The 22,090-nt window shown below is 71.8% G+C and carries 19 protein-coding genes; 13 read left to right on the forward strand and 6 right to left on the reverse strand.

Going from position 1 to position 22,090, the window contains the following annotated elements; translation table 11 throughout:
- Nucleotides 1–281 precede the first annotated feature (281 nt).
- From ACFW9O_RS13165 to ACFW9O_RS13190, 6 genes are all read left to right on the forward strand, one after another.
- On the forward strand, nt 282–677 hold the full coding sequence (locus ACFW9O_RS13165) for a hypothetical protein (protein ID WP_351180929.1): 396 nt from the start codon (nt 282–284) through the stop codon (nt 675–677).
- Nucleotides 678–712: 35 nt separating this feature from the next.
- A complete protein-coding gene (locus ACFW9O_RS13170) occupies nt 713–1,285 on the forward strand; it encodes a 2Fe-2S iron-sulfur cluster-binding protein (protein WP_384608462.1) in 573 nt (190 codons plus the stop codon).
- Nucleotides 1,282–2,280, forward strand: coding sequence for an FAD binding domain-containing protein (locus ACFW9O_RS13175; RefSeq protein ID WP_384608464.1), 999 nt, complete (start codon nt 1,282–1,284; stop codon nt 2,278–2,280). Before ACFW9O_RS13170 ends, ACFW9O_RS13175 begins: the two co-directional genes overlap by 4 nt.
- Before the next feature lie 39 nt (nt 2,281–2,319).
- Nucleotides 2,320–4,413, forward strand: a complete 2,094-nt coding sequence (locus tag ACFW9O_RS13180) for a xanthine dehydrogenase family protein molybdopterin-binding subunit (protein WP_384608467.1) — start codon at nt 2,320–2,322, stop codon at nt 4,411–4,413.
- A 153-nt stretch (nt 4,414–4,566) separates the two neighbouring features.
- Complete coding sequence (locus ACFW9O_RS13185) at nt 4,567–5,034, forward strand: ATP-binding protein (RefSeq protein WP_384608470.1); 468 nt, start codon at nt 4,567–4,569, stop codon at nt 5,032–5,034.
- Nucleotides 5,035–5,185: 151 nt separating this feature from the next.
- Entirely contained in the window at nt 5,186–6,604 is a 1,419-nt protein-coding gene (locus ACFW9O_RS13190; protein ID WP_384608473.1) for an NADP-dependent succinic semialdehyde dehydrogenase, read from the forward strand.
- A gap of 89 nt (nt 6,605–6,693) precedes the next feature.
- Here ACFW9O_RS13190 and ACFW9O_RS13195 read toward each other — a convergent pair whose 3' ends face one another.
- Nucleotides 6,694–7,101, reverse strand: a complete 408-nt coding sequence (locus ACFW9O_RS13195; protein ID WP_384608476.1) for a hypothetical protein — start codon at nt 7,099–7,101, stop codon at nt 6,694–6,696.
- 94 nt (nt 7,102–7,195) lie between these two features.
- Nucleotides 7,196–8,311, reverse strand: coding sequence for a chemotaxis protein (locus ACFW9O_RS13200; RefSeq protein ID WP_384608479.1), 1,116 nt, complete (start codon nt 8,309–8,311; stop codon nt 7,196–7,198).
- Between the two features lie 157 nt (nt 8,312–8,468).
- Here ACFW9O_RS13200 and ACFW9O_RS13205 point away from each other — a divergent pair, with 157 nt between their 5' ends.
- Both ACFW9O_RS13205 and glsA read left to right on the forward strand, forming a co-directional pair.
- On the forward strand, nt 8,469–8,963 hold the full coding sequence (locus ACFW9O_RS13205) for a DUF1269 domain-containing protein (protein WP_351181738.1): 495 nt from the start codon (nt 8,469–8,471) through the stop codon (nt 8,961–8,963).
- 52 nt (nt 8,964–9,015) lie between these two features.
- Nucleotides 9,016–10,368: a glutaminase A gene (glsA, locus tag ACFW9O_RS13210; protein ID WP_384608482.1), complete on the forward strand. Its 1,353-nt coding sequence runs from the start codon at nt 9,016–9,018 to the stop codon at nt 10,366–10,368.
- A 3-nt stretch (nt 10,369–10,371) separates the two neighbouring features.
- On the opposite strand, the gene ACFW9O_RS13215 is transcribed toward glsA, so the two are convergent.
- Nucleotides 10,372–11,196, reverse strand: coding sequence for an endonuclease I family protein (locus ACFW9O_RS13215; RefSeq protein WP_384608485.1), 825 nt, complete (start codon nt 11,194–11,196; stop codon nt 10,372–10,374).
- A gap of 248 nt (nt 11,197–11,444) precedes the next feature.
- Between ACFW9O_RS13215 and ACFW9O_RS13220 the strand changes: the two genes are divergently transcribed.
- The 4 genes from ACFW9O_RS13220 to ACFW9O_RS13235 all read left to right on the forward strand — a co-directional run bounded on the left by ACFW9O_RS13220 (nt 11,445) and on the right by ACFW9O_RS13235 (nt 16,260).
- Nucleotides 11,445–11,657: a hypothetical protein gene (locus tag ACFW9O_RS13220; protein ID WP_351181729.1), complete on the forward strand. Its 213-nt coding sequence runs from the start codon at nt 11,445–11,447 to the stop codon at nt 11,655–11,657.
- A 59-nt stretch (nt 11,658–11,716) separates the two neighbouring features.
- A complete protein-coding gene (locus ACFW9O_RS13225) occupies nt 11,717–12,874 on the forward strand; it encodes a methyltransferase (RefSeq protein ID WP_384608488.1) in 1,158 nt (385 codons plus the stop codon).
- Nucleotides 12,875–13,074: 200 nt separating this feature from the next.
- A complete protein-coding gene (locus ACFW9O_RS13230) occupies nt 13,075–13,962 on the forward strand; it encodes an oxygenase MpaB family protein (RefSeq protein WP_384608490.1) in 888 nt (295 codons plus the stop codon).
- A 27-nt stretch (nt 13,963–13,989) separates the two neighbouring features.
- Complete coding sequence (locus tag ACFW9O_RS13235) at nt 13,990–16,260, forward strand: tetratricopeptide repeat protein (RefSeq protein WP_384608912.1); 2,271 nt, start codon at nt 13,990–13,992, stop codon at nt 16,258–16,260.
- 7 nt (nt 16,261–16,267) lie between these two features.
- Here the strand turns inward: ACFW9O_RS13235 and ACFW9O_RS13240 are convergent, their stop codons facing one another.
- A complete protein-coding gene (locus ACFW9O_RS13240; RefSeq protein WP_384608492.1) occupies nt 16,268–16,888 on the reverse strand; it encodes a DinB family protein in 621 nt (206 codons plus the stop codon).
- A 214-nt stretch (nt 16,889–17,102) separates the two neighbouring features.
- Here ACFW9O_RS13240 and ACFW9O_RS13245 point away from each other — a divergent pair, with 214 nt between their 5' ends.
- Complete coding sequence (locus tag ACFW9O_RS13245; RefSeq protein WP_384608495.1) at nt 17,103–18,677, forward strand: phytoene desaturase family protein; 1,575 nt, start codon at nt 17,103–17,105, stop codon at nt 18,675–18,677.
- A 15-nt stretch (nt 18,678–18,692) separates the two neighbouring features.
- Here the strand turns inward: ACFW9O_RS13245 and ACFW9O_RS13250 are convergent, their stop codons facing one another.
- Nucleotides 18,693–19,667: an acetylxylan esterase gene (locus tag ACFW9O_RS13250; protein WP_384608498.1), complete on the reverse strand. Its 975-nt coding sequence runs from the start codon at nt 19,665–19,667 to the stop codon at nt 18,693–18,695.
- Nucleotides 19,668–19,671: 4 nt separating this feature from the next.
- Nucleotides 19,672–22,080: a polysaccharide lyase 8 family protein gene (locus tag ACFW9O_RS13255; protein WP_384608499.1), complete on the reverse strand. Its 2,409-nt coding sequence runs from the start codon at nt 22,078–22,080 to the stop codon at nt 19,672–19,674.
- Nucleotides 22,081–22,090 lie beyond the last annotated feature (10 nt).

Below are 22,090 nucleotides of genomic sequence, written 5' to 3' on the forward strand. Positions count from 1 at the left end.
GTCGCCCCCTGTCCGCCGGCTGAACCTGCTCGTGTCGCCGACACGCGGCCACCGGGTGAGCCTGGAGAGTGGGTGCGCTCCGCGGCAGGCCGCGCCTGCGCGTCCGCACGGGGCGGAGTGGCCGCTCGCCCGGGATCCGCAGCCCCGCGTACCGCGTCGTCGTCCGGACCCGGCCGTCGTCTGGCCCCCCACGTGGGCTCGCACGAGTGAACCGGCCGACAGGTTCGTGACGATCCGCCCCGGCAGCGGTATCGCCTTCCTCGAAGCCGAAAGGAACCACTGTGAACAGCACGGACGTACAGGCACAGGAGCATCGGGAGAGCGGCGACGTAGTGGTGGCGGTGACCGGCTGCGCGAAGGAGGACGCGCGCACCGTGTTCGACGTGCTGCGCCGTGCCTTCGTCTCGGACCGTGCGGCCGGAGACACCCCCGAGGAGGCGTCGACGACACGCCCGACCGTGTGGATGGCGACCGTCGACGTGTCCGAGGAACTCGCCGGTGCCCGGCCCACGCAGCTGTCCGCACCCGTGACCGTCGAGGCGCAGGGCGGCTACTGGGCGGTCGACCGCCTCCGTCAGCACCTGGCGGACACCTTCGCCGTCCGGGTCGTCGGGACGGCCGCGGGTGACCAGGAACAGGAGATCCGGCTGCGACTGGAGAGCCGCGGTCCCGCGTGATGCCCGCACCGCACGAGACCGGAAGGCACCCGTCCATGGACCTCACCCCCGGGAACGGCGATCCCGACGCCGGACAGGTTCCCCCTCCCGGCACCCGCTCGACCTTCACCCTGCACATCAACGGCACCGCACGGACGGTGACGCTCGATCACCGCACCACGGTGCTGGACGCGCTGCGCGACCACCTCGGACTCACCGGTTCGAAGAAGGGCTGCGACCACGGCCAGTGCGGTGCCTGCACCGTGCTCGTCGACGGCCGGCGCGCCAACAGCTGCCTGCTGTTCGCCGTCGCTCAGGAGGGCGCCCGTATCACCACCGTCGAAGGGCTGGCCGACGGCGACCGGCTGCACCCCCTGCAGGCGGCCTTCCTGGGGAGGGACGCCCTGCAGTGCGGCTACTGCACCCCCGGACAGATCTGTTCGGCGGTCGGCATGCTCGGCGAGGCGGCGGACGGATTTCCCTCCCACGTCACGCCGAGCACGGCAACCGCCCCCGACGGTCCGGCGGCCCTCGGACCGGAGGAGATCCGCGAACGGATGAGCGGCAATCTCTGCCGGTGCGGCGCGTACCCCCACATCGTCCGAGCGATCGAGGACGTGGCCCCGTGAAACCCTTCGCCTATCTGCGCCCCGGCTCCGTGGCCGAGGCCGTCCGCGCCTGTGCCGAACGCCCCGGAGCCCGGTTCCTCGCCGGTGGCACCAACCTCGTCGACCTCATGAAGCTCGGCGTGGAGTCGCCCGGCCTGCTCATCGACATCAGCCGGCTCCCGCTGGACCGGGTGACGCGGACGGACGACGGCGGCCTCCGGATCGGTGCGACCGTACGCAACAGCGACCTCGCCGCCCACCCCGATGTACGGACCGACTACCCCGCCCTGTCGCAGGCTCTCCTCGCCGGCGCCTCCGGGCAGCTGAGAAACACCGCCACGACCGGCGGAAATCTGCTCCAGCGCACCCGGTGCCCCTACTTCCAGGATGTCTCCAAGCCCTGCAACAAGAGGACTCCTGGCTCCGGCTGCCCGGCCCGTGAGGGAACCCATCGCGATCTCGCGGTGCTCGGCCACTCGCGGGACTGCGTCGCCACCAACCCCTCGGACATGGCGGTCGCCCTCGCGGCCCTCGACGCCACCGTCCGGCTGCACGGACCCGAGGGCGAACGGACCGTGCCCGTCACCGGCTTCCACCGGCTACCGGGCGGCAACCCGGACCAGGACACCGTGATCAGGCCCGGCGAGCTGATCACCGAAGTGGTGCTGCCGCCGCGTCCGGACGGTGCCGCCTCCCTGTACCGCAAGGCCCGCGACCGCGCCTCGTACGCCTTCGCGCTCGCCTCCGTCGCAGCCGTGCTGACCGTCCGCGACGGCCGTGTCGAGCAGGCTTCGCTCGCCTTCGGCGGGCTCGCCCACCGGCCGTGGCGCGCCCTGGCCGCGGAAGAGGTGCTGCGGGGCGCACCCGCTACCGACGAGACCTTCGCCCGGGCGGTGGACACCGAACTCGAAGCCGCCGAGCCCCTGCGTGACAACGGCTTCAAGGTGGCACTGGCACGCAATCTGGCGATCGGGGCCCTGGCGGAACTCGCCGCCCTGCCCGCACCGCCCCGCTGAGCCGCCCGGCCCGACCCCGACGAACCGAGGACCTCCGCCATGAGCCACCCAGCCCAGCCCCCCGGCGCCCCCGTCGTCCGACGCGAGGGCCGGGACAAGGTCACCGGCACGGCCCGGTACGCCGCGGAGCACACCCCGCCAGGCTGCCTGTACGGCTGGATCGTCCCCGCCACGGTCCCGAGCGGGCACGTCACCGCGACCCGCACCGCCGACGCTCTCGCCGTGCCGGGAGTGCACACCGTCCTCACCCTGGAGAACGCGCCGCGGCTGGAGGAACCCGACGACCCGATCCTCTCGGTCCTCCAGGACGACCGGGTTCCGCACCGGGGCTGGCCCGTCGCCCTCGTCCTGGCCGAGAGCCCCGAAGCCGCCCGCGCCGGTGCGGCGGCCGTCCGCGTGGAGTACAGGACGACCGGCCACGACGTGATCCTCACCGGGGACCATCCCGGCCTCTACACCCCCGAGCAGGCCAACGGGGGCCACCCCGCGGTACGCGAACGCGGCGACGCCGACGCCGCGTTCGCCGGTGCCCCGGTACGGATCGACGCCACGTACACGCTCTCCGGCCTGCACAACCACCCCATGGAACCGCACGCCTCCACCGCCCGGTGGGCCGACGGGCATCTGACCGTCCACGACTCGAGCCAGGGCTCCGGCGCGGTGCGCGACAGCCTCGCCCGTGCGCTGGGGATCGAGCGGAACCGCATCACCGTCATCTCCGAGCACGTCGGCGGCGGCTTCGGCTCCAAGGGCACCCCGCGCCCCCAGGCCGTTCTGGCCGCGATGGCCGCGCGCCACACCGGTCGCCCGGTCCAACTCGCGCTGCCCCGCCGTTACATGGCGGCGATCGTCGGCCACCGGGCACCCACGGTGCAGCGGGTGCGGCTGGGTGCCGACCGGGACGGGGTACTGGTCTCCGTCTCCCACGAGATCGTCACGCACACCTCGACGATCAAGGAGTTCGTCGAGCAGGCCGCCGTACCGGCCCGCGTCATGTACGCCTCGCCCCACAGCCGCACGGTGCACCGGGTGAGCGCCCTCGATGTGCCGAGCCCTTCCTGGATGCGCGCACCGGGCGAGGCACCGGGAATGTACGCCCTCGAATCCGCCATGGACGAACTGGCCTGCGTCCTCGGGATCGACCCCGTCGAACTGCGCCTGCGCAACGAACCGGCGGCCGAACCCGACAGCGGACGCCCCTTCAGCAGCCGCAACCTCGCCGCCTGTCTGAACGAAGGGGCCAGGCGGTTCGGCTGGTACGACCGGGACCCGAGCCCCGCCGCCCGGCAGGAGGGGCCATGGCTGCTCGGCACCGGGGTCGCCTCGGCGACGTACCCGGTGCTCGTCACGAAGTCCGCCGCCTCCGCGCACGCCGCACCGGACGGTTCCTTCCGTATCGGGGTGAACGCCACCGACATCGGCACCGGCGCCCGCACCGTCCTGGCCCAGATCGCCGCCTCGGCACTGGGCACCCCGCAGGAGAACGTCCGGATCGACATCGGCAGCAGCGACCTGCCCGAGGCCTCCGTGGCCGGTGGGTCCTCGGGCACGGCGTCCTGGGGGTCGGCGGTGCACAAGGCGGCCACCACCCTCGCGGACCGGCTCGCAGGACACACCGGGCCGGTACCGCAGGACGGCATCACCGTCACGGCGGACACGGAACAGGAGACCGCCCAGGAGTCCCCGTACGCCCGGCACGCCTTCGGCGCGCACTTCGCCGAGGTGGCGGTCGACTCCCTCACCGGTGAGGTCCGGGTGCGGCGGATGCTGGGCGTCTTCGCCGCCGGACACGTCCTCAACTCCCGTACCGCACGCTCCCAGTTCATCGGAGGCATGGTGATGGGCCTCGGCATGGCCCTCACCGAGGGCAGCACCATGGACCCGGTCTACGGCGACTTCACCGAGAGCGACCTGGCCTCTTACCACGTGCCGTCGTGCGCCGACGTCCCCGCGATCCAGGCGCACTGGATCGACGAGGACGACCCCCACCTCAACCCGATGGGCAGCAAGGGCATCGGCGAGATCGGCATCGTCGGCACGGCGGCCGCCATCGGGAACGCCGTGCGGCACGCCACCGGGGCGCGGCTGCGCACACTCCCGCTCACCCCGGACAAACTGCTGCCCTACCTGTGACGCAGCGTGGCCCTGCCCCTCGGTTGCGCAACCGGCCCCCTCGGGTCACCCTGATGAGTGACCCAGAAGTGGATACTGCTCACGCTTCGTGTTCGGGGGTCGTTGGTACAGACGGGGTGAAGTACGTGGGCCTCGCGGTGAGGAGCCTCGACGATGACCGTTCCACTCGACCGGCACTATCTGGTCGAACTGCAGGTGTCGGCAGAGCGCATTTCCCAGTTGCGGCGCATAGTCGCCGCGCACCTTCGTCACTGGAGTCTCGATCTGCACGTCCGGCCGGTGTGCCGGGCCGCGGACGAGCTCCTGACCAACGTCCAGCGGCATGTCGGTGACGACAACAAGTGTGTCGTCGAACTCCGCTGGAGCGGCCGTCATCTGACGGTGTCCGTGGCCGACAACGATTCCCGGATGCCCAGGCTGCTCAGCGGCGGAGGCGGTGGCCTCAGCCGGGTCATGGCACTCAGCGACAGCTGGGGCACCTGTCGGACCACCGATGGCAAGGTCGTCTGGTTCACGCGCTACGCCGAGACACCGCGGACCACCGGACTGCTGCCGCGTACGCCGCTCCCCGGTGGCCGTACGTTCCTCAGCCGTCCCGATCCGGTGTCCGTCCTCGTGTGAGGAACGGCCCGGCGCCCGCCCGGCCGGCGCGGACCGCGTGCCTCGCGCACGCATGATCCGCGCCGGCCGGGTACGTGTGCACCACGGGTCGCGTTGCGCGGCAGGGCGTGGCGCGGCACGGTCGGAGAACCCATGCAAGGAGGCCACTGCCATGCCCATCGCGACGGTCAATCCCGCGAACGGCGAGACACTCGCGACATTCGACGCACTGGACGAGCAGGAGATCGAGCGCAGGCTCGCGGCCGCCGACGGTGCGTTCCGTCGCTACCGGACCACGGACTTCGCCGAGCGGGCCCGCCTGCTGAACCGGGCCGCGGATCTCCTCGACGAGGACCAGCAGGACATCGCGCGCACGATGACCGCCGAAATGGGCAAGCCGGTCAAGGCGGCCCGCGCGGAGGCCGCCAAATGCGCCAAGGCGATGCGCTGGTACGCGGCCAATGCGGAACGCCTGCTCGCCGACGAACATCCCGAGGACGCGGACGTCAAGGACTCCGGGGCGTCCCGGGCCCATGTGCACTACCGCCCGCTGGGCGTCGTCCTCGCGGTGATGCCGTGGAACTTCCCGCTCTGGCAGGTCATGCGCTTTGCCGCACCCGCCCTCATGGCGGGCAACACCGGGCTGCTCAAGCACGCCTCGAACGTGCCGCAGACCGCCCTGTACCTCGAGGACCTGTTCACCAGGGCCGGATATCCCGCCGGGTGCTTCCAGACACTGCTCGTCGGTTCCGGCGCCGTCGAGGCGATCCTGCGCGACCCCCGGGTCGCCGCGGCGACCCTCACCGGCAGCGAGCCGGCGGGCCGGGCGGTCGCCTCCGTCGCGGGTGACGAGGTCAAGAAGACCGTGCTGGAACTGGGCGGCAGCGACCCGTTCATCGTCCTGCCGTCCGCGGACGTCCGGAGGGCGGCGGATACGGCCGTCACCGCCCGCGTGCAGAACAACGGGCAGTCCTGCATCGCGGCCAAGCGCTTCATCGTCCATGCCGACGTCTACGACGAGTTCGCCGAGCGTTTCACCGCCGGGATGCGCGCCCTGACCGTGGGCGACCCGATGGAGGAGTCCACCGACGTGGGCCCCCTCGCCAGCGAACAGGGCCGTACCGACCTGGAGGAGCTGGTGGACGACGCCGTACGCGAGGGCGCCACCGTGCTGTGCGGCGGCAGCCGGCCCGAGGGACTGGCCGGTGGCCTCGACCGGGGCTGGTTCTACTCCCCGACCGTTCTGGCCGGGATCACCCCCGGCATGCGCATCCACCGGGAGGAGACGTTCGGCCCGGTGGCGACGCTCTACCGGGTCGCGGACCTGGACGAAGCCGTGGACCTCGCCAACGACACGCCCTTCGGGCTCAGTTCCAACGTCTGGACGCGCGACCCGGGGGAGACGAACCGCTGTGTACGCGACCTGGAGGCGGGCGGTGTCTTCTTCAACGGCATGACCGCTTCGCATCCGGCCCTGCCGTTCGGCGGAGTCAAGCGTTCCGGATTCGGGCGGGAGCTGGCCGGGCACGGCATCCGTGAGTTCTGCAACGTCACGACCGTCTGGCACGGCCCCGAGGTGGATGGCCGCTAGGAGCGACCGGTGTCAGCACCCCGGCCGGCCCGCTCGGAAGCGGGCCGGCCGGGGGCGTGCGGGGGTGTCTGTCCGCGGGTTTCGTGTGCTCAGCGCACCGTCGTGCGGACGACGGGTGAGACCGCGCCGCCGCCGACGATCCGGAGCGCGTTCTCGCCCTTGATGCCGAGCTTCACCCGCAGGCTGTAGCTGTTGCTGCCGGTGATCCGCATGGTGGCGGGGAGCGAGACCCAGTGCTTGCCCTGCTTCTGCTGGAGGGCTACGGGCGTGCCGGAGCGGATGTTCTGGGCGGAACCGTGGATGCGGAACTCCTGCCAGGCGCCGACGCTGTCCAGCGTCACCTGTGCGGTGAGTGCCGGCCGCGTCGCCAGGTCCTCCGCGCTCGCCCCGGAGGGCGGTGCGGGGACGTCGGACGACGCCGCTGCCCCGCCCACAGCGCCGGCGAGCACCGCCGCTGTCAGCAGGGCCGCCGCCGATGCGCGCCTGAATCGGTCCATGAATGACTCTCCTTCGTGCACAAGCGTGATCAGTGAGATCCCGGAGCGCCAAACCTAGACATAATTCACATAATCTCCATGTAGGGACACGCCGTCAGAAGCGCAGGACCGCCGAGATCCGGCCGTGGTCGGCGAGGGAGTCGTCCGCGACGAACGCCACCTCGCAGCCGCTGTCCAGTGCCGCCTCGATGAGCTCGTCGACGATGTCCTCGCGGACCTGGTCGTCCACCTCCCGGGTTCCCGCCGTGTCGACCGGCTCCAGGTGCTCGTCGGTGACCCTGACGGTCTGCTGGAAGTGCTCCTCGACCGCGACCAGCCCGGCGCGGCCCTCACGCACCGCTGCCCACACCTCGTCGAGTCCGCCGGCGAAGGAGCGGCTGCCTCGGGCGTTGTCGAGCCTGACCTGGATCTCGGCGGCTTCCTGCTTCCGCCGGTCCTCGAGTGCGGGGCGCAGGTCCTTGAGCAGCTCGGGCGCGGTCGTCTCCGGGGTCGTTCCCTTCGCGACCCTCCCGACCGCCGACTTGGAGCTCTCGCCGACTTCGTCGAGCAGGGCGAGTGCGGGGGCGAGGCCGACCAGGAACAGCGGCCGCGGATCCGCCGCGAGCACCGCGCGCAGTTTCTCGTCGACGGAGCGCAGGAAGTTGCGCGCGTCCTCACTGCTGTAGGTGCTCGGGGTGTCGCCGATCCGCTCCTCGCGCTGGGGATTGGGGGCCTCGTGCGGAGCGGTCAGAGGGAATCCGCCGGTCCGTTCGCCGCGCAGGTCGTCGTTCGTGCCGGACCACAGGGTGGCGTGCTCGGCGGAGACGGCGAGTACCCAGAACAGCTGGGCCCCGGCCTTCGCGGCGACCAGGTTGCGGGTCAGGTAGGAGTCGCTCAGGACCACCCGTTCGGGTGCCGTGCGCGGCAGTTGCCAGATCTGGTAGCCCTCGGCGTCGGCGAGGATGACCAGAGCCTCCAGCGCGCGGCGCTGGTCCACCTCCTCGGCTGCCCGCTGGAGCTGGGCCTTCACCGCGGCCCCGGCCTCGCGGGTGACGCGCGGGTCACCCTCCAGCCGGTTGCCCGCCTCGGCCACCAGATTGCGCAGCCGTACGGCGTCCTGGGCGTTGTCGGGCGCCCGGCGGTGGGTCGGCATCGTCAGGGACAGGGCCGGATAGGGCCTGGTCGCTCTCAGTTCCTGCAGCAGACCGGCGGTCAGGGCGTCCGTATCCATCGTTCCCTCCCGGAGGGTTCGGGGTTCGCGGTGCTGGGGTGCCCGCTCCCACGGAGAGGTGCGGGCCGTTCGACCGGTGCGGGTCGTTCAGCGAGTCAATTCATACCTTTTGATCCTAATATGAGCGAATTGTTACGTTTCCCTCAGGAGGTATGCGATGTCCACGCTCACCGTGTGGAAGTTCCAGACGGCCGAGGGCGCCGAGAACGTGGAGACGGCCCTGAAATCCCTCCAGAAGGAAGGCCTGCTCAAGATTCTTGACGCCGCCGTCGTGACCTGGCCGACCGAGAGCTCTAAGCCGAGGACGAAGCAGCTGATCAACCTCGTCGGTGCGGGTGCGCTGAGCGGCACCTTCTGGGGCATGCTCTTCGGGCTCATCTTCCTGATGCCGCTGCTCGGGGCGGCCATCGGAGCCGCGGCCGGGGCCCTCGGCGGGAAACTCGCCGACGTCGGCATCGACGACGACTTCATCGCCGAGGTCAAGCAGAAGGTGACCCCCGGGACTTCGGCGCTCTTCCTGCTCACCATGGACGAGGTGCCCAGCCGGATCGGTGAGTCCCTCCCGGGGGGCGGCGCCGAACTGCTGCACAGCAACCTCGACGCCGAGCGCGAGGCCAAGCTCCGCGACATCTTCGGTGACGACGCGCAATGAGCGGAGGGAGGCCGTCCCTCTCCGCCGGGACGGATCCGGGGACGGATCCGGGATGACCGCGTCCGACGCCGTCACGGACGCCCTGCGTGAACTGCACACCCGGTTCGCCGGTATGGGCGGTGGAGAACGTGCCGACTACATCCCGGAGTTGACCAGGGCCGACCCGGACGACTTCGGGCTGGCGCTCGTCAGTATGGACGGCCACTGCTACAGCGCAGGTGAGGCCGACGTCCCCTTCACCCTGCAGTCGGTCTCCAAACCCTTCGTCTACGCACTCGCCCTGTCCTCGCTGGGCCTCGACGAGGTGGGCCGGTGGGTGGGCGCCGAACCCAGCGGCGAAGCGTTCAACGCCATCAGCCTGGAACCCCGCACCGGCCGGCCGGCCAACGCCATGGTCAACGCCGGAGCCATCGTCACCACCGCGCTGGTGCCGGGAACTCCGGGCCTCCCCGCCTTCGACCGCATCCTGATCTGTCTCAGCAGGTTCGCCGGACGGCGGCTGGACGTCGACGAGGAGGTGTACGTGTCCGAGGCGGCGACCGGGGACCGCAACCGGGCGCTCGCCTACCTGATCCGCAGCACGGGCACCCTGCACGTCGACCCCGTGGCCGCAGTGGACACCTACTTCCGGCAGTGCTCGGTGCGGGTCACCGCCGTCGACCTCGCCGTGATGGCCGCCACGCTCGCGCACGGCGGAGTCAACCCGATCACCGGCGAGAGCGTCGTCTCCCCGGCCGTCGCCGCCCAGGTCCTCGCGGTCATGGCCACCTGCGGCATGTACAACGCCTCCGGCGACTGGCTGCTGCGGGTCGGGCTGCCGGCCAAGAGCGGTGTGTCGGGCGGGCTGATCGCCGCGGGCCCGGCACGCTTCGGCCTCGCCACCTACAGCCCGCTGCTGGACCCGGCCGGTACCTCGGTACGCGGACATGCCGCGCTCGGCGCCCTGTCCGAGCGGCTCGGGCTTCACCTCATGAGGAACCCGGCACTCCCCGGCTCCACCGTCACGCTGGCCACCACCGCCGATGTGCTGCCCTCCGCCCCCGCGAGCCGGCGGGAGCGCGCCCTGCACGAACGGGTCGGGATCGTCGCGGCGCAGGGCGCCCTCGACTTCACCGCCGCGGAGCGTGTGCTCTACGCCCTGGACGAATCGGGCCCCGAGCAGACCGGCTCCGTCGTGCTCGACCTGCGCGAGGTGACCGGTGCCGACTCCGTGGCCCTCACTCTGCTGCACGCCGGCCTGGCCCGTCTCGCCGAGGACGGGCGCCGCGCCGCCGTCGTCGACCCGGGCAACCAGCTCGGCCCACCCGACCTCGTCCGCGAGCGGACCGGCCTGGACCTGCCGCGCTACGGCACCCGTGAAGAGGCCGTGGAACGCTGCGCGCAGGCCCTGGCCGGCCCCGGCTGAGCCCTACCAGATGGCCTCGACCCATTCGGGGTGGTCGATGAACGGGTTCCGGTTGTGCTGGTAGGTGTCGAATATGACGTCGTTGCGGTGCTGCTCGAAGCTGTCCGGCGGGTCCTCCTGACTCCACTGCTTGAGCACGGAGAGCCGTCCGATGTTCGGGGCCGAACCGTTGCTCACGCTGTCGTTCGGTTCGAGGTCGGCGAAGGCGTCGTCACCCTCGTACCGCACGGCCATGTAGAGGATCATCCGGGCGACGTCGCCCTTGACCGCGTCGCGCGGCTCGAAGGAGTCGCTGTCGGTGAGGTTGCCGGGCGCTCCCGATACGGCGCTGCCGCCGTTGTCGAAGTCCTTGTTGCCGCGGATGGAGTTGACCTGGACGTCCTCGGGACGCAGGTGGTGGATGTCGGTGCCGGGACCCGTCGCCGTACCGAAGTCGCCGTGCGACTTGGCCCAGACGTGCTCGCGGTTCCAGTCGCCGGTGTTGCCCCCGTTGTCGCTCTTGGACTGGGAGCGGCCGGTGTAGAGGAGGATGACGTTGGAGGAGTTGGACGGGTCCTCGTCGGTGGCCTTGAGCGCGTCCCAGACCTGGCTGTAGGAGAGCTTGGTCTGGTCGCTGATGATCGTGTGCAGGGAGCCCTTGAGCGCGGTGCCGGTCTTACCGAGGGCGTCCTGGTAGTACGTGTCGTCGAGGGCGGTGAGCGACGCCGGGGCGGCAGTCGCGTCCTTGGGCGTCGCGGCGGGTGCGGTGGCCGCGACGCCGGTGATGACGGCGATCGCGGCAGCTGTTGCCAACAGTGGACGCGCGTAGAAATTGCGACGACTGGACATGTGGGGTGTCCTCTCCGAAGCTGCGGGAACCGCGCCCGCCGGCGGGGAAGGCAGGCGGGGAAGCGGTGCCACGGCGGCCGTGTGATGTCTGGTCAGCCGGGAGCCTTCCACACGCACCGTGCCGGTCGTGTGAACGTTGCGTATTCATCATGTGCAAGTCAAGTGACGTCGTGGGTCCCGGCAGGTGGGGCATCGGATGCGGCGACGCCGCCCCGGCGCGAGAATTACCGCAAGGACGAGGAGGCGGCATGAGCGAAGAGTCCGAATCCGTATCCGTACCCGTGCCGGAGATCAGGGGGGTGACTCCGGACCGTCTGCTGCACACCGGCGCCAGCGACCGGCCCGCCGCGGAGGATCTGGTGCTCGCCTCCGGGCGGGATCTGACCCCCGCGACCCTGGAGTGGGCGCAGCGCAGGCTGGCCGAGGAAGGTCGGTCGGCCATCGACAAGCAGCTTCCGTAAGGGCCCTGGGCGGGGAGCGTGCGGGGTGCTTCCCGCCACTCGGTTAGCCTGAACGCAATATGAACCGTTTGACTACGTCACAGGGCGGACTCGATCTCGCCCGATTCCCCGAGGACCCGCGCGACCCGTTCCGTGCCTGGGACGCCGCCGACGAGTATCTGCTGCGTCGGCTGGAGGATCCGGAGGAAGACGCACCGGTCGACCTGTCCGGCGAGGTCGTCGTGGTCGGCGACCGCTGGGGCGCGCTCGCGACCGCGCTCGCCGGACACGGCCCCGTGCAGATCACCGACTCGTACCTCGCGCAGCGGGCGACCCTGGCCAACCTGGCACGCAACGGCGCGGCACCCGGCTCCGTGCGGCTCCTGTCGGCGCGCGACACCCCGCCGGAGCGCATCGACGTCCTGCTCGTACGGGTGCCGAAGAGTCTCGCGCTCCTGGAGGACCAGCTGCACAGACTCGCCCCCGCCGTCCACGCCGGCACCGTCGTCATCGGCACCGGCATGGTCAAGGAGATCCACACCTCCACCCTCAAGCTCTTCGAGCGGATCATCGGACCGACCCGTACGTCGCTCGCGGTGAAGAAGGCCCGGCTCATCTTCTGCACCCCGGATCCGGCGCTGCCCCGCACACCCAGCCCCTGGCCGTACCACTACGACCTGCCCGACGACGTCGGCGCCGTCTCCGGCCGGACCGTCACCAACCACGCCGGGATCTTCTGCGCCGAGCGCCTGGACATCGGCACCCGCTTCTTCCTGAAGCACCTGCCCGGCCGTACCGGTCCGGACCGTGTCGTCGACCTCGGCTGCGGGAACGGCGTCGTGGGCACCTCCGCCGCGCTCGCCAACCCCGAGGCGTCCGTCACCTTCATCGACGAGTCGTACCAGGCGGTGGCCTCCGCGGAGGCCACCTTCCGGGCCAACACCGAGGCGGACTCCAAGGCCGACTTCCTGGTCGGTGACGGGCTCGCGGACGTGCCCCCGGGAAGTGTGGACCTCGTCCTCACCAACCCGCCGTTCCACTCCCACCAGGCGGTCACGGACGCGACCGCCCGCACCATGTTCCAGGGAGCGCGGGCCGCACTGCGCCCGGGCGGTGAACTCTGGGTCGTCGGCAACCGGCACCTCGGGTACCACACGCAGCTGCGCCGCACGTTCGGCAACTGCACCACCGTCGCGGGCGACCCGAAGTTCGTGGTCCTGCGGGCCGTCAAACGCTGACCCGAGGGCACCGGGGGCGGTACCGCCCCCGGTGCCCTGGCTTGGCCCGGCCCCTCCCCGGAACGTGCACGGTTGCGGTATGCATGGAGTGGTGCCGGGGTGGCACAGGACCTCGCACGCTCTTCCGACGGCGACCGCACCCCGGTGTGACCCGGCCGCGAGGCCTCCCCGTTCCACAGCCGAGCGGAAGGTACGAGCCGATGAGCGACGCAGACCCGGGCCTGTTCGGACCCGATTCCGTCACCTGGCAGATGCACGGGGACCCCATGATGTGGGTCGCCGGCGTACGCGCCCTCTACCTGCAGGCGCTGCACCCGCGCGCCGTACGCGGCGTCATGCAGAACTCCGACTTCCGCAAGGACGCCTGGGGACGCCTCATGCGCACGGCCGACTTCGTCGGCACGCTCACCTACGACACCACCCAGGCAGCTGAGAAGTACGGCGCCCGGGTCCGCAGGATCCACCGTCTCCTGAAGGCCACCGACCCGGAGACCGGCGAGAGCTACGGCATCGACGAACCCGGGCTCCTGCTCTGGGTGCACTGCGCCGAGGTCGACTCCTACCTCCAGGTGCAGCGCCGCTCGGGCTTCCGGCTCACCGACGCCCAGGCCGACCGGTACGTCTTCGAGCAGCGCGAGAGCGCCCGCCTCGTCGGCCTCGACCCCGCCGGCGTCCCGGCCACGACCGCTGCACTCGCCTCGTACTTCGACCGGGTCCGCCCCGAACTCGCCGCCGGTCAGGAAGCGCTGGACGTCGACGACTTCCTGCGCAACCCGCCGGTCCACGCCCTGCTGGCCCCGGCGCGCGCACTGCTGTGGCGGCGCGTGGCGGCACTCGCGTACGACTCCCTGCCCCCGTACGCCCACGAGCTGTACGGCAGGCAGGCGCCGTCCCCGGACGTCGTCGACCGCCGCCTGCGCACCACCGGTACCGCCCTGCGCCGCATTCCCGCACGCATCCGCTGGTGCCTGCCGCCCGGGCACATTGTGAAGGCGATGGCACGACTCGGCCCCGGGAGCCGCCCCGCCCCGTACAAACTCCGCAGACAGGCCGCCATACTGGACGAGCCGGGGAGGGCGCAGCAGTAGGCGATGCGACGGGGGCGACAGCAGGCGATGGCGGACACCAGGCTGATCCAGAGCCGGTACCGGCTGCTCGATCTGATCGGGCGCGGTGGCATGGGCGAGGTGTGGCGTGCCCGGGACGAGTCCCTGGGGCGCCAGGTGGCCGTCAAGTGCCTGAAACCGATGGGGCCCCAGCACGACCCGTCGTTCACCCGCATCCTGCGCGAACGCTTCCGCCGCGAGGCGCGGGTGGCAGCGGCGCTCCAGCACCGAGGTGTCACCGTCGTCCACGACTTCGGAGAGTCCGAGGGCGTCCTCTACCTGGTCATGGAGCTCCTGGAAGGGCGCAACCTCAGCCAGCTGCTGGAGGACAACAAGCAGAACCCGCTGCCCGTACCCGACGTCGTCGACATCGCCGAGCAGGTCGCCGACGCCCTCGGCTACACCCACCAGCAGGGCATCGTGCACCGCGATCTGAAGCCCGCCAACATCATGCGGCTCGGCGACGGCACCGTGAAGATCTGCGACTTCGGCATCGCCCGGCTCGGGCACGACATCGGCTTCACCTCCCGCCTCACCGGCACGGGCATCGCCATGGGCACTCCGCACTACATGTCGCCCGAGCAGATCAGTGGCGGCGAGGTCGACCACCGCAGCGACCTCTACTCGCTGGGCTGTGTGCTGTACGAGATCGCCACGGGCGTACCGCCGTTCGACCTGGACGACGCCTGGGCGGTCCTCGTCGGACACCGTGACACCCAGCCCGAGCCCCTGCGCACCCACCGTGCCGAACTTCCCGGGTTCTTCGACCGGGTCGTCCTGGACCTGCTGGCCAAGACTCCCGAGGGCCGGCCGGCCGACGCCGGCGACCTGCGCAGGCGCATCACGCTCGGACGCACCGGCGAGCAGACCCAGGGCCAGGACACCGGGAGGGTCCGGCTGGCCCCGCCCGCCCCCGTCCTGCGTCCCGCCCGTCGGCCCGCGGGCGGCGGGCAGGGACTGCCGTCCTGGACCCGCAACATGACCACCGGTCACAAGGCGACGGGCGCGATATCCCCGGGCACCGCGCCCATCGACCTCTCGCTCGGCCTGACCGGCTCCTGGACGACCGGAACCGACCTGCGGGTTCTGCCCGCCGGCCTTCCCGCGGCCCGGACCGACCGGCCCACCCCGTCGCCCGAACTGCTCGCCACCCTGGCCAGCCGGCACAGCGCGGGCCTCAACCTGGGGCGCCTCGGCCACTGGGACGAGGCGGGCGAAGTGCACCGCGCGGTCGCCGCCGAACGCGAGCAGGCCCTCGGCCCCGACCACCCCGACACCCTCTCCAGCCGGTACGAGGTCGGCTTCACCCTCAGCCGCACCGGACGCGCCACGGATGCCCTGCGCGAGTTCGGCCGGGTCGCGGACGGCCGCGAACGCACCCTGGGGCCCGACCACCCGGAGACACTTGCGGCCCGGCAGGAGACGGCGTACGTCCTGGGCCAGCTCGGCCGGCACTTCGAAGCCCACCAGGTGTACGCGGCGGTGCTCGCCTCCCGGGAGCGTTCGATGGGCCCGGATCACCCGGACACCCTGCGCTGCCGCCACAACCTGGCGTTCAACCTCAGCAGGCTGGGCCGCCTGGAGGACTCGTACCGCATGGCCCGCGACGTGGCGAACGCCCGCAGCCGCCTCCTCGGCGCGACCCACCCGGACACCCTGGTCACCCTGTACGAAGTGGCGTACACGCTCGGCCAGCTGGACCGGTGGCCTGAGGCACTGCAGACCTATCGCGACGTCGCGCAGGCCCGAGCGGTGGCGCTCGGGGCCGACCACCCGGACACCCTGTCCGCCCGCTACGAGGTCGGCATCAGCCTCGGCAGGCTGGGCCGCAGCGCCGAGGCGCTCGAGTTGTACCGCGTGCTGGTCGACGACCGCACCCGGGTCGACGGAGCCGCCCACCCGGAGACCCTGCGCGCCCGGCACGGACTCGGCGTCAACCTGGGGCGGATGGCGCGCTGGGAGGAGGCGCTCGTCGAATCACGCGAGGTGTGCGCGATCCGGGAGCACACCCTGGGATCCGACCACCCCGACACGCTCGTCAGCCGCCGGGAGGTCGCCGTCGGCCTGGGCTGGCTGGGCCGGTGGGCCGACGCCCTCACGGACTACCGGAAGGTCGCCGAGGCCCGTGAGCGGGTCCTCGGCGCCGACCACCCCGACGCGCTCGCCAGCCGCAACGACGAGGCGCACTGCCTGGAACAGCTCGGGCGCAGCACCGAAGCGGTGGACCTCTACCGGCGGGTCGCGACCCTGCGCCGGCAGCGTGGGATACCGCCGCACTGAGCGGGCGTCAGATGTTCTTCCCGCGGTACAGGTCACGGAGCAGAGCGATCTCGGCGCCGTGGTGCAGCAGCTCCTGATTGACCCACCAGACGATGTCGATGAACGGGTCCTCCGGGTCGCTGCCGTGCGGGTACGTGCTGTACCCGACCGTGTCCAGAGCGGTGTCGTCGGCGCCCAGCAGGGCTGTCCGCCACGCGGCGGCCGCGGTCCCGAAGGCGGCGAGCGCCCCGGCCGCGTGCCCCTCGACGCGGAAGTCGTCCCGGGTCAGGCTGTGGCTGCCCGCCGAATGGTCGGCGCGCAGGGCCAGTAGTTCGGTGAGATGGCTCAGGCGCCACGCGATGGTCGTGAACGGCGGTGGCGAGGGGTGCGGGAATGCCGCTGTGTCACGCCCCCAGTCGCCGGTGCCGGCCAGAGCGGTCGCACGCGGTCCGGGACCCGCGGTACGCGGACGGACCGACCAGCAGTCGGGCACCGGCTCCCAGAGGTACTCCTCGTCGGTCATCGGCGGGGCCTCGACATCGGTGCCGTTGCCGCTGTCCACGACCGGCCCGGTCATCCGGTTGCCGAGGCGTTCACGCGCCCAGTCGAACTGTTCGAGCAGCGGGATCAGGCGTGCCGGTGTGGCCATGAACTCTCCTGGGGCGGGGCGGGGCGGGGCGGGGCAAGCGAAGGCGGGGGACAGCGTTCCGGGAAGGCACCCTGCCACAGCGGTCCCGGGCCGCCCACCGATTTCCGTGCCGGTGCACCCGCCCCGCCGCCCTCCTCCCCGCACCCGCACCCCGACACCCTCCGGTCCTCCGGCCCTCTGGCCAGGGATGATCGTTCCGTGTTACGAAGGGCCCATGGCCACAGACGAGACGCACACGCCCGGCACACCCGCGCACGACAGCTACGACACGGTGATCGTCGGCGGCGGCCACAACGGTCTGGTGGCCGCCGCCTACCTCGCCCGTGCCGGGCAGTCCGTCCTCGTCCTGGAGCGCCTCGGCAGCACCGGGGGAGCGGCTGTGTCGACCCGCCCCTTCGACGGGGTCGACGCCAGGCTCTCCCGTTACTCGTACCTCGTCTCGCTGCTCCCGCAGAAGATCGTCCGCGATCTCGGTCTCGACTTCGCCGTCCGCAAGCGCACGGTTTCCTCGTACACCCCGGCCGTGCGCGGCGGACGGGCCACCGGGCTGCTCGTCGGCGGCGACAACACCCGGGCGTCCTTCGCGGAACTCACCGGCGACGACCGCGAGTACGAGGCCTGGCAGCGCTTCTACACGATGACGCAGCGGGTCGCCGAGCGTGCCTTCCCGACGCTCACCGAACCCCTGCCGAGTCGCGACGGGCTACGGGCGCGGATCGACGACGACGAAGCCTGGCGCACGCTGTTCGAGGAGCCCATCGGCGTCGCCGTCGAGGAGAGGTTCACCGACGACCTCGTCCGCGGAGTGGTGCTGACCGACGCCCTGATCGGCACCTTCGCCGATGCCCACGACCCGTCCCTGCTCCAGAACCGCTGCTTCCTCTACCACGTCATCGGCGGCGGCACCGGGGACTGGGACGTCCCGGTCGGCGGCATGGGGGCACTCACCGACGCCCTGGCCGGAGCGGCCCGGGCGGCGGGCGCCGAGATCCGCGTACGGCACGAGGCCACCCGTATCGAGACCGACGGGACCCACGCCGAGGTCACCGTCCGCTCGCCCGCCGGAGAACGGGTGCTGGGCGCCCGCAGGGTGCTCGTCAACGCATCGCCGCAAGCCCTGGCCGGGCTCCTCGGGGACGAGCCGCCGGCCCCGGCGGAGGGGGCGCAACTGAAGGTGAACATGCTGCTCACGCGGCTGCCGAAGCTGCGTGACCACTCCGTCGACCCGCGCCGGGCGTTCGCCGGAACCTTCCACATCGCGGAGGGGTACGGGCAACTCGCCGACGCCTACCGCGAGGCGGCGGCGGGACGGCTGCCCGCCGCCCCGCCGTCCGAGATCTACTGCCACTCACTGACCGACCCGTCGATCCTCGGCCCCGACCTCGCGGCAGGCGGCTACCAGACCCTCACCCTCTTCGGGCTGCACACCCCCGCCCGGCTCTTCGCCGCCGACAACGAGGCCACGCGCGCGGCCCTGCTCAAGGCCACCCTCGCGGAACTCGACGCCCATCTGGAGGAGCCGATCGCCGACTGCCTGGCACTCGACGGCAACGGCGAGCCGTGCATCGAGGCGAAGACGCCGCTCGACCTGGAGCAGGACCTGAGGCTGCCGGGCGGCCACATCTTCCACCGGGACCTGTCCTTCCCGTACGCCACCGAGGACACCGGCCGCTGGGGCGTCGAGACCGCACACGCCAACGTCCTGCTGTGCGGAGCGGGCGCGGTGCGCGGCGGCGGAGTCAGCGGGGTGCCCGGCCACAACGCCGCCATGGCGGCGCTGGGCCGGTGACGGACGGCCCGTCGCCTACCGGCCGAACACGCCGCGCAGCGCGGAGAGCTTGCGCGGCAGGTCGTACTCCGCGCCGCCCTCGTGGCCGTTGTACGGGAACACCTCGATCTCGGCCGGACCGGCGTAGGCGTGGTAGGCCGCGTACACGGTCGAGGACGGGCAGATCCGGTCCATCAGCCCCACCGAGAACCACGCCGGAGCGGTCGCCCGCGCCGCGAAGTTGACGCCGTCGAAGTACGACAGGGTCTGCATCGCCTCCTCGACCCGGAAGCGGTGCCCCGACAGCCAGCGGGCTATCTCGGCGTAGGGTCCCGCGTCCGTGATCTGCGAGCCGCGCCGGAAGTGGCACAGGAATGGCACATCGGCCACCGCCGCCGCCACGTCCTCGCGAAGCCCGGCCACGGCGAGGGCGAGGCCGCCGCCCTGGCTGCCGCCGAGGACGGCGACGCGGGAGGAGTCCACGGCCTCGTGGGCCTTCGCCGCGTCGACGGCCCGGACGGCGTCGGTGATGAGCCGCCGGTAGTAGTGGCGGGAGGGGTCCTCGATGCCCCGGGTCAGGAACCCGGGCGAGGAGGAGCCGTGCCCGTCGGGGCCGAGGTCGGGGGTGTCGGAGGTGTTCTTGCCGCCGCCGCCCTGACCCCGGTTGTCCATGACGAGGTGGGCGTAACCGAGTGCGCTCCAGGTCAGCCAGGAGTACGGGATGCCGCGGCCACCGTTGTAGCCGATGTACTGCACCACCGCAGGCAGCGGCCCGGAGCGGACACGCGGCAGCATCAGCCAGGCCTTCACCGGCTGGCCGCCCCAGCCGCGGAACGTCACGTCGAACACGTCCACGGTCGCGAACCCGGCGTCGTACGGCACGAAATCGGCGTCCAGGTCGTGCCGGGCCGTCTCGGTGAGCGTCTTCTCCCAGAAGGCGTCGAAGTCGGCCGGCTCCTCCGGCTGCGGCCGGTACTCGCGCAACCGCTCCAGGGGCATGTCGAACAGCAAGGGTCTAGCTCCTCTTCAGGGTGAGGTTGAGGGTTGCGCCGTGCCGGTCCGCCGTGTCGGCGGTGATCCGGATGCCGCGGCCGGTGGAGGTGGCACTGACGCCGGGGTCCGCCGCGACGACCGTCAGGCCGCGCCGGGCGAGGTCCACGACCACCGAGGACCTCAGCTGCGTCGGGTCCGAGAGCGCCACCGTGACCGTCCGTCCGTCCGCCCGCACCAGCACCGAGGCGGGGCCGTCGGCGGTCAGCTCCTGCGCGGTGCCCGCGGTCCAGAAGTTCGCGGCGAGCAGACCGTCCGCACGGCGGCGTACGGCGTGTACGGCCGTCGAGTCGGAGACGAGCTCCACCGGGGGCGCGGCCGCCCACTGCCTCGTGCGCGCGGCGGACGACGCCGGCGCCTGCAGCCAGAAGTAGCCGGCGTCGGCAGGTGCGGCGCCGTGGTCCTGCCACAGCGTCAGGTAGGGGCGCGTGACGGGCGTGTCGGTGCCGTACTTGAGGTTGATCTCGCGCCAGGTCGCGGTGCGCTCCTCACGCAGGCCGCGCAGCGTCACGGGCTTCGGGAAGACGTAGCCGCCGGTCCCTTCGGCATGCAGCCAGCGCACCCCGTCGAGCCGCGCCGACCAGCCGGGGCCGGACGGGGTGGCCTTGCCGTTGACGAGGAGGGCGGCGCGCGGGTCGCGGAGCTTGCGGTTCTCCACGACGGTCTCCACGGGCCCCGTGTCCGAGGTGATGCCGGAGCCGACGCACGCGATCACGTCGTCGAGGCAGAACCAGCTCTTGAGGCCGTGCAGCGAACTTCCGTACGCCCGCAGCTCCATGCCGTAGGCACCGAGTGTCGTCCCCGGGAGAGCGGTGCCGCCCGCCCAGTCGGCCGTACTCGTCGTGCGCTGTCCCGCCGCGTTCGCCGGCCGGCCCGCGACGACCGTGGTGCCGGGCAGCCTGGCGGCGTCGACGGTGGGCCAGTAGTCCTCGCTGTAGTGCCCGAGGTCGTCGGTGTACAGCAGCACCATGCCGTCGGAGAGATGCCAGCCGTGCAGATTCTCGTTCTGGATCGACTCGTAGTTGTAGATCCGGCTCGAGTACGCCGAGATGCCCAGCGCGAACGACGGCCTGTGGTGCGCCGCCTTGTCCATCCGGGGGTGCTGCTTGTGGGCGACCAGCGGGCCGCGCGCGGGGACGGGCGAGTCGAGGATCCGGCGGACGGCGACGAGCGATGCCAGATCGGTGACGGCCAGGAAGTCCCGGTAGGTGTCCTCGGCGATCCACTGCTTGACCAGAGCGGTGAACCGGTCGGCGGTCTCGCCCGGGAAGCTCGGGATCAGCCGCAGCACCGCCTCGATGACCGTCTGCGCGGAGGCGTGGCCCTGCTTGCTCGGACGCGCGATCTCCCGCCCGCACACCGACGCCATCACGTCGCCGCGGGCGAGCAGCGGGTCGAAACCGTCGTCGACCCAGCCGCGGACGTTGTCGAGATCAGGGTCGGTGACCGTCCAGCCCGTGCCCGCGAGCAGGTTCAGCAGCCGGGAGAGGTTGTTGAGCAGTTCCTTGCCGTAACCGCCGTTGTACGGGTGCTTGTAGTGCTGGAGGAACGAGCCGTCGGAGTAGAAACCCTCACCCGTGCCCGCCGAGCCGTCCGCGCGGTCGTTGAAGGCCAGGACACTGTTGGCACCTGAACCCTCGACGTCCGAAAGAGCGTCGCGGACCCGGGTGAGGGCGTCCCCGTCGTCACGCAGAACGGCGTTGACCGCGACCACGGTGGAGATCCACACCCGGTTCGCCCCGGTCGCGATCTGCCGGTCCGCCCGCCACAGGTTCGGGTCGGGTGTGTAGTGCCGCACGGCCTCGGTGATACGCGTGAGGCGCTCCGTGCCGAGCACGTCGTACAGCAGCACGGACGCGTCGTTCAGCGCGAGAGCCGAGCCGATCTCCCAGTCCCAGTCGTTGTCGAACCGGGTGTGCTCGGGGCCGTAACGGTGTGTCAGCATCCAGTCGATGCCCGCGAGCAGCAGGTCTCCGAGGGCCGCGTCCCCGTACTGCGGGGTGCCGGGTACCGCCCACGCGGTGGCGATCGTGGCGAGCCGTTTGAACGACGTGGTGACGTGGTTGGAGAGCGTGGTGCTGGTCAGGTCGGGGAACAGGCCGTCGGTGCGCGCCGGGTCCAGGCCCGTCGCCGCAGTGGTCGCGGTACGGCCGGTCCGGGCGACGGCCGCCGCGATCCGCTCGTCCGTCAGGTCGAGGCCGGTGCCCCCGGTGAGCAGGGTGTGCCAGCGGGCGCGCAGTGCTGCCGCGTCGCCCGCAGCCGCGTGCGCGGCCCCGGACGTAAGGGTGAGGGGCAGGGTGACGGCCGCGCCGAGCGCCGCCGCTCCGGCCAGGACGGTGCGTCGGGTGGTGCCTCTGCCGGTGCCTGGGGTCATGTGTCGGGCC

This window comes from Streptomyces sp. NPDC059499 (genome assembly GCF_042749285.1).
GTDB lineage: Bacteria > Actinomycetota > Actinomycetes > Streptomycetales > Streptomycetaceae > Streptomyces.